Origin of the sequence: Acetobacterium malicum subsp. dehalogenans DSM 11527 (assembly GCF_000472665.1) — a bacterium.
Lineage (GTDB): Bacteria > Bacillota > Clostridia > Eubacteriales > Eubacteriaceae > Acetobacterium > Acetobacterium malicum.
This window is the reverse complement of record NZ_AXAC01000051.1, coordinates 1-16,778: the sequence shown is the minus strand read 5'-3', so window position 1 is coordinate 16,778 and position 16,778 is coordinate 1. Positions and strand designations below refer to the sequence as shown.

Sequence of the window (16,778 nt, the reverse complement as noted above, 5' to 3'; positions counted from 1 at the left end):
AAAGCAAAAATCGAAGCGATTGCGACCCGTATTTACGGCGCTGACGGCGTCGACTTTACACCAGTAGCCGCTAAAGAAATGGAACGATTGACCGCTCTTGGTTTTGACAAGGTGCCAATCTGTATGGCTAAAACCCAATACTCATTAACCGATGACGCCACCAAACTGGGTCGTCCAACCGGATTTAGAGTAACGGTTCGTCAGGTCAATATTTCCGCAGGAGCAGGTTTCATTGTCGCCCTCACCGGCGAAATCATGAAAATGCCTGGTCTGCCTAAAGTACCAGCAGCAGAAAAAATTGATGTCGATGAAAACGGCGTAATTGCTGGCTTATTCTAGAAATAAATGGCTTTCTATAATATCGAGAAGGGTTCGTCAGAACCCTCTCGCTATAGAAGTTTGTTAAAAAATATACAATAAACAATAAAGATTGAAGTGGAGTTAGTAAATGGAATTTGATGCAGTAGGAACTGATCTTGGTTCTATCTCAGAAAAAAAATGTACCGAATTTGTTGAAGCCCTGTACAGCAAAGCAGCTGTTCCAGGTGGTGGCGGCGCAGCCGCATTAGTTGGTGCAATCGGTACAGCTTTGGCTGGAATGGTTTGCAATTTGACCACCGGAAAGAAAAAATATGCAGAGTATGAAGAAGATATTCAACGCATTTTAAAAGAAGCGCAGGTTTTGCAGGATCGTCTGTTAGCAATGATCGATGAAGACGCAAAAAACTTTTTGCCTTTAGCGAAAGCTTATGGTCTACCCAAAGAAACTGAAGAAGAGAAAGCTTACAAAGAAAAAACCTTAGAAGAATGCACCAAGGTTGCTTGTAGCATTCCGCTTGAAATCGTTGAAGTATGTTACAAGGCTGTTTTATTACAGGAAGAACTGGTCGGAAAAGGATCTGCTTTAGCCATCAGTGATGTAGCGTGTGGCGTTCAGTGTTTAAGAGCGGGAATGATCAGTGGTTGGGTTAATGTATTAATCAATATAAAAACAATCAAAGATGCAGACTACGTAGCTGACGTTAACAACAGAATTAAACCAATGCTGGACAAAGGCGTTGAAATTTGTGACCGTGTTTATGCAGATGTTGAAAAACAACTTTCATAATAGCATTATTATAAATCAATAAAATTTTGAACTAAGAGGAGTATTATAATTATGGCAGCAAAATTATTAAGTGGAAAAGAAGTAAGTGAATCGGTACTGGCTCAAGTGCTGGCAGATGCCAATGAATTAAAAGCAAAAGGCATTGTTGTAAAAATGGCAATCATGCGAGTTGGTGAAGATCCAGGTTCTATTTCTTACGAAAAAAGCATTATCACCAGAATGGGAAAATCAAACATTGAAGTTGAATCAGTTCAGTTCCCTATTGATGTAACTGAAGCAGATTTCATTGCAAAACTTCAGGCAATCAATGAAGATAAAGACATTCATTCTGTTTTGATCTTCCAACCACTACCAGATCAAATCGATGCAGAAAAAATCAAATATCTGTTAAGTCCTGAAAAAGATCCAGATGCTCTTAATCCTACAAACTTAGGAAAACTGATGATCGCCGATGAAAGAGGATTCTTCCCATGTACAGCTGAAGGCGTTATGGAAATGTTTAAATTCTACAACATCGATGTTAAAGGTAAAGACGTTGTGGTTATTAACAACTCTAACGTATTAGGAAAACCACTGACAATTATGCTGACAAACGAATTTGCAACGGTAACGATGTGTCATGTTCATACAAAAGATACTGCTTCTTACACCAAAAAAGCGGATATCGTTGTAACCGCGTGTGGTATCTACGGATTAGTGAGAGCTGATATGTTAAGCGAAGACTGTATCCTGATTGATGTTGCTATGTCTCAAATGAAAGACGAAAACAAAGAATTTATATTAAACGAAGAAGGCAAAAAAATTCGTGCTGGAGATGCTCACGTAGACTGTTTAGATAAGGTTGCAATGATTACTTCAGCTACACCAGGATGTGGCGGCGGAACAGGCCCAATCACAACAGCTTTATTGGCAGCACATGTTATTCGCGCATGCAAAATGCAAAATAACTTATAAAATCTGAAAAAACAAAGGAGGTATACAATTGGAGGATTACACAAAGTTTAAACTGAAAAGAAAGGAAGAGCTTGATGCGGTTCTGGCAGACAAGGATGATTTGTTTGTTATCGCCTGTAACAAATGCTTCAAGGAACTTGACAGTTTTGACGAACCGGAATGCGGTTTGTTTGAAGAGATTGCCAAAGAACAGGGCAAAAATATTGTGGGCTCGGCACGAATTGATTTTCTGTGCAATGAACCATTAACATCGAAGAGCTTCCAGGGTCTTATTCCCCAAGAAACCAAAAATGTGTTTGTTATCTCATGTGGTTTGGGTATTCAGACGATTGCAGGAATGGCGGAAATGCCGGTATATGCTGCAAGCGACTCCGTTATTGTTGATGGCTACCATGGAATGGCGTTGACAACCACTTTATGTGAAGCATGTGGTCAATGTTATCTGAACCTGACCGGAGGAATCTGTCCAGTCGTTGATTGTTCAAAAAGTTTACTGAATGGTCAATGTGGCGGTGCTAAAAATGGTAAATGCGAAGTCGATAAAGAAATGGACTGCGGATGGCAGCTCATTTACGATCGACTGGCTAAACAGGGACGTTTGCAAGAACTGTTAGATCAGCCAGTAGAACTACGGGATTATTCCAAAGTCAATCACAAATTTGTCAGTGAATATGTGAAGTCTGTCCGCGAAGAACGATTTGAAGGATACTATGGCGGAATTCACCCAACCGAATTCAAAGAATTGAGTGAACATATTTCATTGGTACCTTTCCCAGATCCAGTAAATGTGGTTATTCCTATGTCACAGCATGCTGGTGCACCAGCTGAGCCAATTGTAACAGTTGGACAACAGGTGAAAATGGGTCAAAAAATTGCTCAAGCCGCTGGCTTTATCAGCAGCGCGATTCATGCCAGTGTCAGTGGTACTGTTGTTGCCGTTGAACCACGGTTGCATCCGATTAGCGGGCTGGAAGCATTAGCTGTTGTTATTCAATCAGACGGCAAGAATACCCTTGATGACTCAGTAAAACCAGCCGGCGATTTAGATAAACTTTCAGCTGATGAAATTATCGAAATTGTCCGTGAAAAAGGCGTTGTCGGTATGGGTGGGGCTGGATTCCCAACTGCCGTTAAACTTAAATCACCAAAACCGATTGAACTGGTATTGCTCAACGGTTGTGAATGTGAACCAATTCTGACCGCGGATCATCAGGTTCTGCTGGCGTATGCTGATGAAGTAATTTATGGTCTAAAAGCTATGATGAAAGCATCCGGCGCACCAAAAGGTGTGATTGCCATTGAAGACAACAAGATGGATGCAGTTGAATTGCTGCAGGCAAAAACTGCCGATATCGAAAACATCGAAATCGTGGTTGCAAAAACCAAATACCCACAAGGGGCTGAAAAAATGCTCATCAAACGGGTTATGGGCAAGCAAGTGCCAAGTGGCGGCCTACCAATGGATGTTGGCGCAATCGTATGTAACGTGAGCACAGCTAAAGCTGTTTCCGATGCAATCCAACTAGGAATGCCTCTAGTTGAACGTGTTGTGACTGTCAGCGGTAACCGCATCAACAAGCCTGGCAACTACTTAGTCAAGATTGGTACCTCTGTCAAAGATATCGTCAACCATTGCGGCGATGTAAAAGGCGATGATGTAACTGTTAAAATCGGTGGCCCAATGATGGGATTCGCCCAGGCGAACCTCAATGTTCCGATGCTGAAATGTTCCAATGGTATTATCGCTGTTGAAACCACGGTTAAAGAAGCCGTAGAATGTATCAAATGTGGCCGTTGTGCTGACGTCTGCCCAATGGAACTGCGTCCGCTGTATTTCACCAAATATGCTCTGTCAGAAGACTGGGAAGGCATGAAAACACAAAACACCATGGACTGTATTGAATGTGGATGTTGTGAATATATCTGTTCATCAAAAATTCCAATTGTTGAACGAATTAAAATCGGAAAAACTGCCATAAGGGAGGGTAAATAATATGCTGATTACCCAACTAAAATCAAAAGAAACAATCGAAGCACTGGCTCAAGGAAAAACTGTGATCATAAACTGTCACGGCTGCAAAGAAGTCTATTTCGCTGAACACGAAGCAGATGAACTGCAAAAAGACTTAAGTGGTGTGACTCAGATTATCACAACGGATTACATCTGTAATCCCGATAATTTAAAATTGCAATTGCAAAAACATACCGATGTCATTAATGCCGCAGATACCATCCTGGTATTCTCCTGTGGCGTTGGGGTTCAGACTGTTGCTGCTCAATTTGAAAGCAAAAAAGTCTACTCTTGTTGCGATACCTATCCATTACCAGGATTCCAGGGTGTTACACCACTGAATGTTGATTGTGGACAGTGTGGCGAATGCTATCTCAATGGTACCGGTGGAATCTGTCCGATTACCGCATGTTCAAAAAGTCTACTCAACGGCCAATGTGGCGGCGCCAAAGAAGGCATGTGTGAAGTTGACAAGGAAATGGAATGCGGATGGGAACGAATTTACCGAAAATTGGAAAAACTGAATAAACTGGATAATATGAAATATGAAGCACCAAAAGTGCGGAACTATCACAATCCAAACGCAGAAGAACCAACAATTTAAGAAGATTAGGAGTAATTATAAATGAGAATAACTGAGCTGTTTCAACGTGGCGAGTTTGTATTAACTGCAGAAGTGGGACCTCCAAAAGGAGTTGAACTTGACCACTTAATTAAAGATGCCCATGAGTATTTAAAAACCCGGGTTCATGCATTGAATGTAACGGATAACCAATCCTCCGTTATGCGTACTGGTTCACTGGCAACATGTAAGGTATTAAAAGATGAGGGACTGCTCCCAATTTTTCAAATTACCTGTCGTGACCGAAATCGTATTGCCTTACAGTCTGACGTATTAAGTGCAGCATTACTAGGCATTGAGAATTTATTGCTATTAACTGGGGATTACACTACATTAGGTGATCATCCTCAAGCAAAACCTGTTTTCGATCTTGATTCCGTTTCGTTAATTCATGCGGTAAAACGATTAGAAGAAGGCTTTGATATTGCTGGGAATGCAGTTGATGGAGCTCCACCTAAGTTTGCTAAAGGCGCTGTTGTATCACCATGTAGCGACTCTGTAGATGTTCAATTGGCAAAAATGGAAGCAAAAGTGAAAGCTGGATGCGAATATTTCCAAACTCAGGGCGTTTATGAACCAGAAAAATTCATTAAATTTATGGAACAAGCTAAACAGTTTGGTGTTCCAGTTCAATTGGGTCTGATCATCCCCAAAAATGTGGGAATGTGCCGATATATGAATGCCAACGTAGCTGGTGTCCATGTACCAGACGAAATGATTAAAGAATTACAGGCAGACAAAGAAAAAACAAAAGCTGGCGATACTGGCGTAGAAATCTGTGCTCGTCTGATCAAAGAATGTAAAGATTACGCTCAAGGCGTTCACATTATGTCATTAGGTTGGGAAAACAGAATTCCAGAAATTCTTGATATGGCTGGAATTGCACCAATAACTCCAGTAGTTTAATAAATAATAACATAACTGAATGCCGGCCGAGCCGGAAATTCTAAAAATGCTCCTCTTAAGATGAACAGCTTATATCATTAAACTGTTCATCTTATAATGGAGGAGTTTTTTATTTTGGGGAATAAGATCCACCAAAATTCTGGATTTTGCAGATTTATAGGTTGGTGATAAGGTGAAAATAACAGTAATTGGAACAAGCCCGAATAGATCTAAAGCAGCAGATGGGATTCGTGACATTTGCGTATACAAAAAAACATGCTAATCGATTGTCATGTTCATTGTGGTTTGGGCCAATTCAGAGGATTGAGACAGTCTGATTCAGACGATTTAGCGCTCGAGGCAATGAAAGACCTCATTCAAATCTATCAAAATAAAGGGGTACAGGCAATTCGTGATGGCGGCGATGGTTCAGGAATTGGAATAATTCTCAGAGATATTTCAAAAGATTCCGACCTTATTGTGAAGACGCCCATTCGCGCTTTTTATAAAAAAGGCCATTACGGTGATTTTTTAGGAGACTCAGTGGATAATCTGAAAGAAGGCATTGAAAAGATGAATCAAGTCATCAAACAAAAGCCTGATTTTATAAAAATTATTCTAACCGGGATCATGAGTTTTACCACATTGGGTGCTTCCGGGCCGTTGGGGTTTTCTAAAAGTGAATGTTCGGAGATGATTGATCATGCTCATCAAAAGGGTTTATCAGTCATGGTTCACGCCAACACACCAGAGGGTATTATGATAGCTTTGACATCAGGCGCAGATACCATTGAACACGGCTATGGAATAGACGACGACTGCCTTCATGCGATGCGTGAGTGTGGCGTGGTTTGGGTGCCGACCCTGGCGCCGTTTGCCAATATAGCCAGATGTGAGGATGCCAGTCCAATGAAAAAATATCAAAAAGTATCGGAAGCTTATTTTAAACAACATCAGTTGATGGTAAAAAAAGCAAATGCAATGGGTGTGAACATTGCATTGGGAAGTGACTCAGGCGCGACATTGGTTCCCCTGGGACAAGGCACTTTAGATGAACTTGGTTATTTACTCGACTGTGGATTGACAGAAGAAAAATTGGAAAACATTGGAAAATGGGTTATCGACCTCTAATAGTTTTAGCATAAGAGAATCCCTGCAAAGCTTATTTGCAGGGATTCTTTCTTTTGAATTGGTGTAAATTAAGTCTTAGGGTATGTTTGTTTGGTAAAACCCTGGGTATAAATTACTGATAATCTATAGTGGGTGGTGCGCATATGTTATATGAAAAATTTGTGGAATGTCTGGAAAACGATGATAAACCCAACGCCGTGCGAATTGCGTTGGATGCCCTGGAAACCGGGAAGGTTGGCATTGTGGAGCTGTACAATGAGTTATTAATGCCCGTTCAGAACAAAATGGAGTTGGAAGAAAGAAGAGAATCGGTAGCGATTTGGAAAGAACATTTTAGAACGTCGGTGGTTCGAACCGTTATCGAATACTGCTATCCCCGGGTAGTGAATGAAGGACTGCGTAATAGTTTCAGAACGGGAAAGAAAAAGATACTGATTTTCTGTCCTGCCGAGGAATACCATGATGTAGGGGCCCGGATGATCGCTGATTTCTTTACCTTATGCGGTCATCAGGTTTATTTTTTAGGCGGTAATACTCCACCGAAGGCGCTTTTGCAGGCAATGGTCCGATTGCGGCCAGAGGTTATCGCCATGGGGGTCAGTAATTATTTTAATCTGGTTGCTGCCAGGCGAACCATTGAAGATGTCCGCAAAATTCTGGGCAATGAAATCAGCATTATTTTAGGTGGGGCAGCATTTAAAGATAATTTATCGGTGGTAAAAGAAATCGGCGGTGATTATTATGTGGATAGCTATGACGCAGTGGTAAGAATTTCAGAAGGGTGGGAAGATCATGAAACTGGCATTTGATATCGCCCTTCGGTTTTTAAAATCCAGTAAGGGTCAAACCATTCTGATTGTCTTGGGAATTGCGATTGGGGTCTCGGTTCAAATCTTTATCGGGTCACTGATCACTGGTCTTCAAAAAAGCCTGGTCGATAAAACGGTGGGTAGTGCGCCGCAGATTACCGTTGCGCCCCAGGAAGATGGTGATTTTATTTTAGATCCCCAGGCTGAAATAAAAACGATCAAAGCCGCCAATCCAGAAGAAATAACAAACCTTGTGGCGGTTACTCAGGGGCCCGCTATCTTAAAAACGCCTGCCGAGTCGACGACCATTATCCTGAGAGGCTTTGATTGGGGCGCTGCCCAGGGAATCTATAAAATTGCAGATCGGGTAGTCAAAGGCGAACTGGGGATAAATGAAAATGAAGTTATTATCGGAAAGGACCTTTCAAAAAACCTGAACGTAGCAATCGGCGATGCGATTGAAATGATCACCCCGACTGGAAAAACAGGAGAGTTTCTGGTAACTGGTTTTTTTGATTTGCAGGTAAAGTCTTTGAATGAATCATGGATTCTAACAAATAATGGTACAGCCCAGACATTTTTGGAAACCGGTGAAGGCGTATCGCAGATCGAAATGCAGGTAAATGATGTATTTGCCGCGGATGAAGTGGCAATGGATGTGGAAAAGCGCTTAAATGACGAGACTTTAATTGTGACAAACTGGAAAGAAGAAAATGTCGCCTTGTTATCTGGGCTTTCAGGTCAGACCGCTTCAAGCCTGATGATTCAGGTTTTTGTGCTGATATCAGTGGTATTGGGCATTGCCAGTGTTCTGGCCATCAGTGTCGTCCAGAAGTCCAGACAGATTGGGATATTAAAGGCCATGGGAATGCACAACCCCAAAGCCAGTCTGGTTTTTTTGTTTCAGGGATTTCTGCTGGGCATCCTGGGGGCGTTTGTCGGTATCGCTTTGGGAATTGGGTTGAGCTGGTCATTCGCCACCTTTGTCACTAATCCCGATGGATCTTCACTGGTGCCCTTTTATATTGATTGGGTTTTCATTGGCGTTTCAGCGGGAATTGCCGTCATTGCTTCGACATTGGCTGCTCTAATTCCAGCTATTCGCGTGTCTAAGCTGGATCCCATGGAGGTAATTAAAAATGGATAATTTCGTAGTCGAAGTCAAAGGCGTATCAAAGGTTTATGGCAAGACGATTAAAACGGTTGCTCTTCATGAACTGAATCTGGGATTTAAAACCGGCTCATTTAATGCCATTATCGGTGAGTCCGGCAGCGGTAAAAGTACCCTCCTCAATATTATCGGAACCCTGGATCGCCCGACAAAAGGGGAAGTAATTATCAACGGCGTGTCGACTAGAAACATGTCAAAAGGGCGATTGGCTGATTTGCGGAACGAAACATTGGGTTTTGTTTTTCAGTTTCATTACCTGTTACCGGAATTTACCGCCCTGGAAAATGTACTGATGCCATATCGGGTTGCCCATGGTAAGGCGGATAAGGAAAGTCAGAAAAGAGCCAGGGAAATACTGAATCTGGTGGGACTTGAAAAGGTGGAAAATAACCTGGCAACAAATATGTCGGGTGGACAACAGCAGCGGACAGCCATTGCCAGAGCACTGATGAATAAACCAAAAATTATTCTGGCTGACGAACCAACCGGTAATCTGGATTCGCAGACCACTGACAGCATTTATCAACTTTTCCGGAAGATCAACCAGGAACTGGGAACCACCTTTGTCATCATCACCCATGACCGACGAGTTGCTGAAAAAGCAGACCGTATTGTTGAAATTCTGGATGGTCGAGTTTCACTGGACATTATCAAATGAACAAGTCTTCAGCATTAAATAATCAACTATATTATTATAGTAGATTATTTAATGCTTTCATTGATTTTGATAATTATTACTGGTAATCATGCCAATCATCGTATAAAATAGGGAAATAGACATTTTCAAGCGTAAACTAGGGGAAAATCAATGAAAAAAATTATGATCGTACGTCCCCATGATTTTGTGGATATTGTTATGGCAATTCCAGGAATCATGACAGATGTAAAATACTATACCGGAGATAATTTTGTCGGCGAACGAATCGATGGCTATGAAGCCCCCATCATTTTATTAACTGAAAAAGCGGCAATCGCCCTGGGAAGAGTCCAAAAACAACTTTTGGAAGAAGGCTTTGGTTTAAAGGTTTTTGACGGGTATCGTCCCAAACGGGCAGTGGATCATTTTGTGCGCTGGGGAAAGCAGGCGGAAGATGGGAAAACCAAAAGTATCTATTATCCGGAGAAGACGCGCCAGGAAATTTTCGATGGCGGGTTTATTGCCCCGGAATCTTCCCATACCCGGGGCAGTACGGTGGATCTGACGGTGGTAAACATCGAAACGGGGACCGAAATCGACATGGGTGGTGTGTTTGATTTTTTTTCGGAGGTCTCCTACAGCGATTATGATCATCTCACTCTGGAACAAAGCAAAAACAGGGTCCAGCTCCGTTATCTGATGCGCTCAGAGGGGTTTGAACCGATGCAGCAGGAGTGGTGGCACTTTACCCTAACTGAAGAGCCGTATCCTGAAACCTATTTTGACTTTCCGATTCAGGGTTGATCGGAACCTATTATTAAGCTGTTGGCGAATGAAAAGAGTTGTATTTTTGAAGGCGTCTCTTTTAATCGCAAATATTGCATTTTATTAATGAATTGTCAAAAAAATGTGATATAATAATAAAATTAGAGAAAAATACGATACTATCAGGAAAGAAGTGGAAAAATGAGAAAAAGAAACAAAACACTCTTAATTGGATTAGGTGTGTTATTAGTAATTTTCGCCATTCTATTATCACTGAACCAATTTTATATTGATTATCTTTGGTTTGTGGAAATGGGGTATACAGAAATTTTCTTTAAAGAACTGGTGACAAAAACACAAATAGGTATTCCGATCTTTATTGGGGTGATGCTGATTTTGTTTTTTTATTTGAAATTGCTTAATCGTATTTCAGCACGGTACATCGGGAGTGTTCAGAAAGCAACGAAAAAGCAGAATATCCTTGCCATTGGTGTAAGTGGTGTGGTCGCTTTTTTTCTGACCATTTTGATTTCGGATCGACTTTGGTATCAAATCCTGGAATTCGTCAATCAGACGCAATTCAATTTGACAGATCCCATCTTCAATCAGGATCTGGCCCTTTATTTTTTTGGCTTGCCATTATACCAGGAAGTCTTTTCTATTTTCATCGGTTTCTTTGCGGTCATTGTCGTGCTAACCTTTTTGTACACGGCATATATCCTTTATCAGGGCAAGAAAATCGAATTCAGCCGGGAACAAGACTTGGAATCCATTAAAGATAATGCCAAGGGGATATTTAAATCATATCTTGAGATTGCATCCCGGCAGATCGGCATTTTTTTAGGCGTGCTTTTTTTAATCCTGTCGATTGGCAGCTTTTTGGAAGCTTTTCAGTTGCTGTACTCCAGTTCCGGGATCGTCTATGGAGCTGGTGCCGCAGATATTGATGTCGGACTGAAAGTCATCATTATTAAAGGCGCTTTGTGTCTGGTTCTGGCTGTTACATCGGTATTTGCCGGTTATAAGAAAAAATATCTATTCATGGGTGCTGGCCCGGTCTTGTTAATCGTGGTGATAATTTTGGGTGGGGCCGCCCAGGGAATCTATGAATCGCTAATTGTGATCCCCAATCAATTTACCAAAGAAGAACAGTATATTGCCAATAACATTGAATATACACAACAGGCCTATGATTTATCCAATGTTGAAACAAGAGAGTTTTCAGGAACGCAGGAAATAACGGCGAAAGAAATTAAAGAAAACCAAATAACGATCGATAACATACCAATTAACGATCAAATACCAACCCAGGAAATGTATAATTCATTACAAGGGATCAGGAACTACTATCAATTTTATGATGTTGATGTTGATCGCTATTTTGTCAACGGTGTCTATACGCAGGTGTTCCTGGGTGCCCGGGAAATGAACAATACCTTACTGCCCGCTGAAGCGAAGACCTGGGTCAATCAGCACTTGAAATACACCCATGGATTTGGTTCAGCGGTGTCCCCGGTCAACAAAACAAACAATGTGGGGCAACCGGATCTGATCGTCAAAGATATTCCACCGGTTACCGATGTGAGTGAACTGGTCATTGACGAACCTCGAATTTATTTTGGTGAAAATGACTATGGCTACGTGGTCACCAACTGTACCACCGCCGAGTTTGATTACCCTCAGGGTGATGATAACCAGGAGGTTACCTATACGGGGACAGCAGGGATCCAAATGTCTTTTATCAATAAACTGGCATTTGCGCTCTATCATGGGTCATCGGAACTGCTTTTGGCAAATGAAATTACGGATGACAGTAAGATGCTGATCCATCGCAATATTTCTGAACGTGTCTCGACCATTGCCCCATTTTTAAGCTATGACAGTGATCCCTACATGGTGATCTCAGAAGGCCGTCTGTATTGGATTGTTGATGCCTTCACCACCAGTGACCGCTACCCTTACTCGCAACCCTATGATGAAGCCGGCGATAATTATGTGCGTAACTCGGTGAAGGTGGTTGTTGATGCCTACAATGGCGATGTGACTTTCTACAAGGTGGATGATGAACCGGTACTGGAAACCTACAGTAAAATATTCCCTGGGTTTTTGAAAGATCTTTCAGAAATGCCGGAAGGAATCAAACAACATCTGCGGTACTCAAAAACCATGTTTGATATTCAATCCGATATTTATAAAACTTATCATATGTCAAATGCCAGAGTCTTTTATAATAAGGAAGATCAGTGGGAGACGGCAACCCAGTTTTACGAATCTGAAAAAACTGAGGTGCCGGTGGAATCGGCTTATACCATTATGGAGTTGCCAGATCGACAAGCAGAGTTTATGTTAACCGTACCCTTTACACCAAAAGATAAGGATAATATGATTGCCTGGCTGGCAGGCGTATCGGATGGCCCAGGTTATGGGCAGTTGATCCTCTATGAGTTTCCCAAACAGCAACTGGTTTATGGCCCAATGCAGATTGAACAGCGGATCGATCAGGATACCATCATTTCACCGCAATTGACCCTTTTAGGTCAGCAGGGCTCCCGGGTTTTGCGGGGAAATCTGATGTCGATACCGATCGAAAATGCGATTATCTATGTCGAACCAATTTACATTCAAGCCGTTGGTGGAGAAAATAATCTGCCGGAATTAAAAAAAGTGGTAGTATGTTACCAGAATGAAATAGTTATGGCTGACTCTCTGGAGTTGGCGTTGGCACAGGTTTTTGATATTCAGGAATTACTGAGTAATAGCTCACCAGTCCAAAGCGCTGGAAGCACTTCAACCACTGCAGAATTAGTAGTAAAAGCCAATGCCCTATTCAAAGAAGCGCAAGAAGCGCAAAAAGCTGGTAACTGGGCAGGATATGGACAAAAGATTAGTGAGTTGGAACAGGTTCTGGCTCAGCTACAGCAACTATCTGGGGTAACTCAGTAGGATAAGATCATAAGTTTTTAAAAGCAGGAGGAAAAAATGCTCGATATAAAGCGCATAAGAGAAAATAAAGAAGAAGTTCAGGCAGGTTTGGACAAACGCGGTCAATATGATTTAAGCGTGATAACGGCATTAGATGAAAAACGCCGGGAAACATTGGGTCAGGTTGAAGAAATGAAGAGCCGGCAAAATGTGGTGTCCAAACAAATTCCCGTTTTAAAAAAAGAAAATAAGGATTGCACCGAGATTTTTGCCGAAATGAAGGAGCTGTCAAACACGATTAAAGATCTGGATGCAGAAGTCAAAACAATCGACGATGAGATCAAAATTCAGCTGTTGAATTTTCCGAATATTCCCAACCCCCAAGTCAAGGTCGGGAAAGATGATACCGATAATCTGGAAATTAGAAAATGGGGCGAACCCAGAAAATTTGATTTCGAGATCAAAGCTCATTGGGATATCGGCGTGGATCTGGACATCCTGGATTTTGAGCGGGCGGTCAAAATCACCGGTGCCCGATTCAGCATGTTTAAAGGTGAGGGAGCCCGATTACAACGGGCACTGATTAACTTTATGCTTTACACCCATTGCGAAGAACATCATTATACCGAAATTTCGCCACCATTTATGGTAAATCGGGAAAGTATGACCGGTACCGGACAATTACCAAAGTTTGAAGAAGACGCTTTTCATCTACCAAGTAAAGACTTTTTCCTGGTGCCAACCGCCGAGGTACCGGTAACCAATATCTATCGCGATGAAATATTAGGAGAAGAAGAATTGCCTAAATACTTTACCGCTTATACCCCCTGTTTCAGACAGGAAGCCGGGTCAGCTGGCCGTGATACCCGGGGATTGATCCGTAATCATCAATTTGACAAGGTGGAAATGGTTAAATTTGTTCATCCGGATCGGTCCTACGAAGAGTTGGAATCCTTAACGAATAATGCGGAACGGATTTTGCAGCTTCTGGGGATTCCTTACCGGGTAATTGAATTATGTACTGGAGATCTGGGCTTCAGCTCGGCTAAAACCTACGATATTGAAGTGTGGATGCCAAGTTACAACCGCTATGTCGAGATCAGCTCCTGTTCGAATTTTGAAGACTACCAGGCCAGACGGGCAAATATTCGCTTCAGAGATGGCGAAACCAAGAAAACCCGCTTTTTACATACCCTCAATGGGTCGGGGCTGGCAGTGGGCAGAACCTTTGCCGCAATTTTAGAAAATTATCAGCAAGCCGATGGATCAGTTGCGGTTCCGGAAAAATTGGTGCACTACATGTGGGGCAAAACCGTTATTGGTAAGTAAGTCAATTAAATAATGCCAACCGAAAATAAGGCATAAAACAAAAAATAGAAAGAAAAAATGGCACTCGTGATTGAGAATGAGAATCGTGTCAGATGGAGGAGTATAATGAACATGAATGGAAAAGAATTAGTTATAACCGAAGATGGTTTTAATAACATAAAAAAAGAACTGGAATACTTAAAAACAGTTAAGCGCCATGAGGTAGCAGATCGGATTAAAACAGCCCGGGAATTCGGAGATTTAAGTGAAAACGCCGAATATGATGAAGCGAAAAATGAGCAGGGGTTTGTTGAGGGCCGAATTTCAGAGCTTGAACATAAACTTAAAATAGCAGTTGTTATTGTTGAAAAAGACATCCATACCGAAGATGTCGGAGTTGGCAGCATCGTTAAAATTAAAAATCCATTACTGGACTTAGTTGCAGAATATAAAATTGTCGGATCAGCCGAATCTGATCCTAAAAACAACCGTATTTCAAACGAGTCCCCGATTGGATCAGCGCTGTTGGGCGCAAAGGTAGGCGATACCGTGAAGGTGCAAATTCCTGACGGTGAAGCGGCATATCAAATTTTAGAAATACGTAGATAGGGGAGTAGACATTGACAACAGAAAATCTTAGCGAACTTCTTGAGATAAGAAGAGAAAAATTAAAGAATTTACAAGATGCCGGGAAGAATCCCTTTGAACAAACCAGTTTCAATGTAAGTGCCCATGCTCAGAAAGTTGAAGCATCTTATGATGACTATGAAGAAAAGGAAGTGACCATGGCTGGTCGGATCATGTCCAAACGAGGCCAGGGAAAAGTATCCTTTTATGATCTGCAGGACTCCACAGGAAGAATTCAGTTATTCCTGAAGAAAGATGCCTTACCAGATATATATGACGAAATAAAAACCTATGACATTGGCGACATCGTTGGAGTTAAAGGGGAAATCTTCAAAACAAAAATGGGTCAGATCTCGGTAAGAGTTTCAGAACTGACGCTTTTGAGTAAGTCTTTGCAAATTCTGCCGGAAAAATATCACGGTCTAAAAGATATGGAGCTTCGTTACCGACAGCGTTATGTTGATCTGATTGTAAATCCGGAAGTGAAGGATGTTTTCCAGAAACGATCACTGATTATGCGGAAAATACGGGAATTTTATGACGCCCGAGATTTTATCGAAGTAGAAACACCGGTTCTTTCAAATCTGGCCGGTGGTGCCAATGCCAGACCCTTCATGACCCATCATAATGCCCTGGATATCACTTTATACTGCCGAATTGCTCTGGAATTACCACTTAAGCGATTGATTGTTGGTGGCTTTGACAAGGTTTATGAAATGAGTCGGGTTTTTAGAAACGAAGGAATGGATGCCACCCACAATCCTGAATTCACATTACTGGAGTCCTATGAGGCATATGCGAATTATGATGACCTGATGGTAATGATCGAAGAACTCTACAGTTTTCTGGCCAAAGAAGTTAATAAATCCGAAACTGTTATTTATGGCGATAAAGAAATTAGTCTGGCCGCTCCATTCAAACGGGCACGAATGGTCGATTTGGTGAAAGAACATACCAATGTGGATTTTGACGTCATGACTGATGTCGAAGTGGCGCGAGCCGCAGCTAAGGAACTGCATGTGGATGTGGATGGGAAAAATAGTGTTGGCGAAATTATGGCTGAAGTCTTTGACGAATTTGTTGAAGATAAACTTATCCAGCCAACCTTTGTGACGATGCATCCAGTAGAAATTTCACCACTGGCTAAGAAAGATCCCAAAGATCCGCGGTACACAGAGCGATTTGAACTATATATAAACGGTGCCGAATGTGCCAATGCCTTTTCGGAACTGAATGATCCCATTGATCAGAAAGAACGGTTTATGTCTCAGGTACAGAAGAAAACTGACGGTGATGATGAAGCCCATCCTTTTGATGCCGACTTTATTAATGCCCTGGAAGTGGGTCTACCGCCTACTGGTGGGTTAGGTATTGGAATTGATCGATTGGTTATGCTATTTACTAATCAACACAGCATTAGAGATGTTATTCTTTTCCCGACAATGAAGCCCATCGACTTATAACTCGATGAATAAGGAACTCAGAATCCAAGGATTTTGAGTTCCTTTAATTTATTCGAAAGAATTAGGATTTGAAAATTAAATAATAAACATTAATTTATGTGTTTGAATGATAATTATGAGGGTAAATAAGTAAAATCTGTCGGTAAAATAGTTGATCAACAGCTTTTAAAACCAGATAATTAGCCGATAGCAGAGTCTATTTAGCTAATATCAAAAAGAAATCAAAAAACTTTCAAAAAAGCGTTGACAGGAGGGGTGAAAGAGCGTATACTAATGAAGTTGTCTCGAGTGAGGCAGCGGACACAGCTGAAACATTGAAATGAACTTAAAAGAATTTCAAAAAACAGCTTGACAACATGAAGAAA

15 protein-coding genes are annotated in these 16,778 nt (G+C 41.6%); all 15 read left to right on the top strand.

Annotation, left to right across the window (positions count from 1 at the left end):
* Positions 1-339 (top strand): formate--tetrahydrofolate ligase (locus A3KS_RS0116160; RefSeq protein ID WP_026395789.1); only part of this gene is annotated, 339 nt, incomplete at its 5' end.
* 109 nt (positions 340-448) lie between these two features.
* On the top strand, positions 449-1,108 hold the full coding sequence (locus A3KS_RS0116155) for a cyclodeaminase/cyclohydrolase family protein (RefSeq protein ID WP_051355952.1): 660 nt from the start codon (positions 449-451) through the stop codon (positions 1,106-1,108).
* Between the two features lie 51 nt (positions 1,109-1,159).
* Entirely contained in the window at positions 1,160-2,062 is a 903-nt protein-coding gene (locus tag A3KS_RS0116150) for a bifunctional 5,10-methylenetetrahydrofolate dehydrogenase/5,10-methenyltetrahydrofolate cyclohydrolase (RefSeq protein ID WP_026395787.1), read from the top strand.
* A gap of 28 nt (positions 2,063-2,090) precedes the next feature.
* Entirely contained in the window at positions 2,091-4,055 is a 1,965-nt protein-coding gene (rsxC, locus tag A3KS_RS0116145; protein ID WP_084505049.1) for an electron transport complex subunit RsxC, read from the top strand.
* A 1-nt stretch (position 4,056) separates the two neighbouring features.
* Complete coding sequence (locus A3KS_RS0116140) at positions 4,057-4,677, top strand: methylenetetrahydrofolate reductase C-terminal domain-containing protein (RefSeq protein WP_026395785.1); 621 nt, start codon at positions 4,057-4,059, stop codon at positions 4,675-4,677.
* Positions 4,678-4,698: 21 nt separating this feature from the next.
* Positions 4,699-5,601 (top strand): methylenetetrahydrofolate reductase, encoded by a 903-nt coding sequence (locus A3KS_RS0116135; RefSeq protein WP_026395784.1) that lies wholly within the window; start codon positions 4,699-4,701, stop codon positions 5,599-5,601.
* Positions 5,602-5,856: 255 nt separating this feature from the next.
* Positions 5,857-6,711 carry an amidohydrolase family protein gene (locus tag A3KS_RS0116130; RefSeq protein WP_026395783.1) on the top strand — a complete coding sequence of 285 codons (855 nt, stop codon included), beginning with the start codon at positions 5,857-5,859 and terminating at the stop codon, positions 6,709-6,711.
* Positions 6,712-6,854: 143 nt separating this feature from the next.
* A complete protein-coding gene (locus A3KS_RS21635; protein WP_051355951.1) occupies positions 6,855-7,520 on the top strand; it encodes a cobalamin B12-binding domain-containing protein in 666 nt (221 codons plus the stop codon).
* The gene (locus A3KS_RS0116120) at positions 7,504-8,667 is read left to right on the top strand and encodes an ABC transporter permease (RefSeq protein ID WP_026395782.1); all 1,164 of its coding nucleotides are present in this window, start codon (positions 7,504-7,506) and stop codon (positions 8,665-8,667) included. Before A3KS_RS21635 ends, A3KS_RS0116120 begins: the two co-directional genes overlap by 17 nt.
* Complete coding sequence (locus A3KS_RS0116115; protein ID WP_026395781.1) at positions 8,660-9,349, top strand: ABC transporter ATP-binding protein; 690 nt, start codon at positions 8,660-8,662, stop codon at positions 9,347-9,349. The genes A3KS_RS0116120 and A3KS_RS0116115 overlap by 8 nt, the downstream gene beginning before the upstream one ends.
* Positions 9,350-9,499: 150 nt before the next feature.
* Positions 9,500-10,132, top strand: a complete 633-nt coding sequence (locus A3KS_RS0116110) for a M15 family metallopeptidase (RefSeq protein WP_026395780.1) — start codon at positions 9,500-9,502, stop codon at positions 10,130-10,132.
* 162 nt (positions 10,133-10,294) lie between these two features.
* Entirely contained in the window at positions 10,295-13,036 is a 2,742-nt protein-coding gene (locus tag A3KS_RS0116105; RefSeq protein WP_026395779.1) for a UPF0182 family membrane protein, read from the top strand.
* Positions 13,037-13,072: 36 nt separating this feature from the next.
* Entirely contained in the window at positions 13,073-14,344 is a 1,272-nt protein-coding gene (gene serS, locus A3KS_RS0116100) for a serine--tRNA ligase (RefSeq protein ID WP_026395778.1), read from the top strand.
* Positions 14,345-14,455: 111 nt separating this feature from the next.
* Positions 14,456-14,932, top strand: a complete 477-nt coding sequence (gene greA, locus A3KS_RS0116095) for a transcription elongation factor GreA (RefSeq protein WP_026395777.1) — start codon at positions 14,456-14,458, stop codon at positions 14,930-14,932.
* An 11-nt stretch (positions 14,933-14,943) separates the two neighbouring features.
* On the top strand, positions 14,944-16,413 hold the full coding sequence (gene lysS / locus A3KS_RS0116090) for a lysine--tRNA ligase (RefSeq protein ID WP_026395776.1): 1,470 nt from the start codon (positions 14,944-14,946) through the stop codon (positions 16,411-16,413).
* Positions 16,414-16,778: the final 365 nt, after the last annotated feature.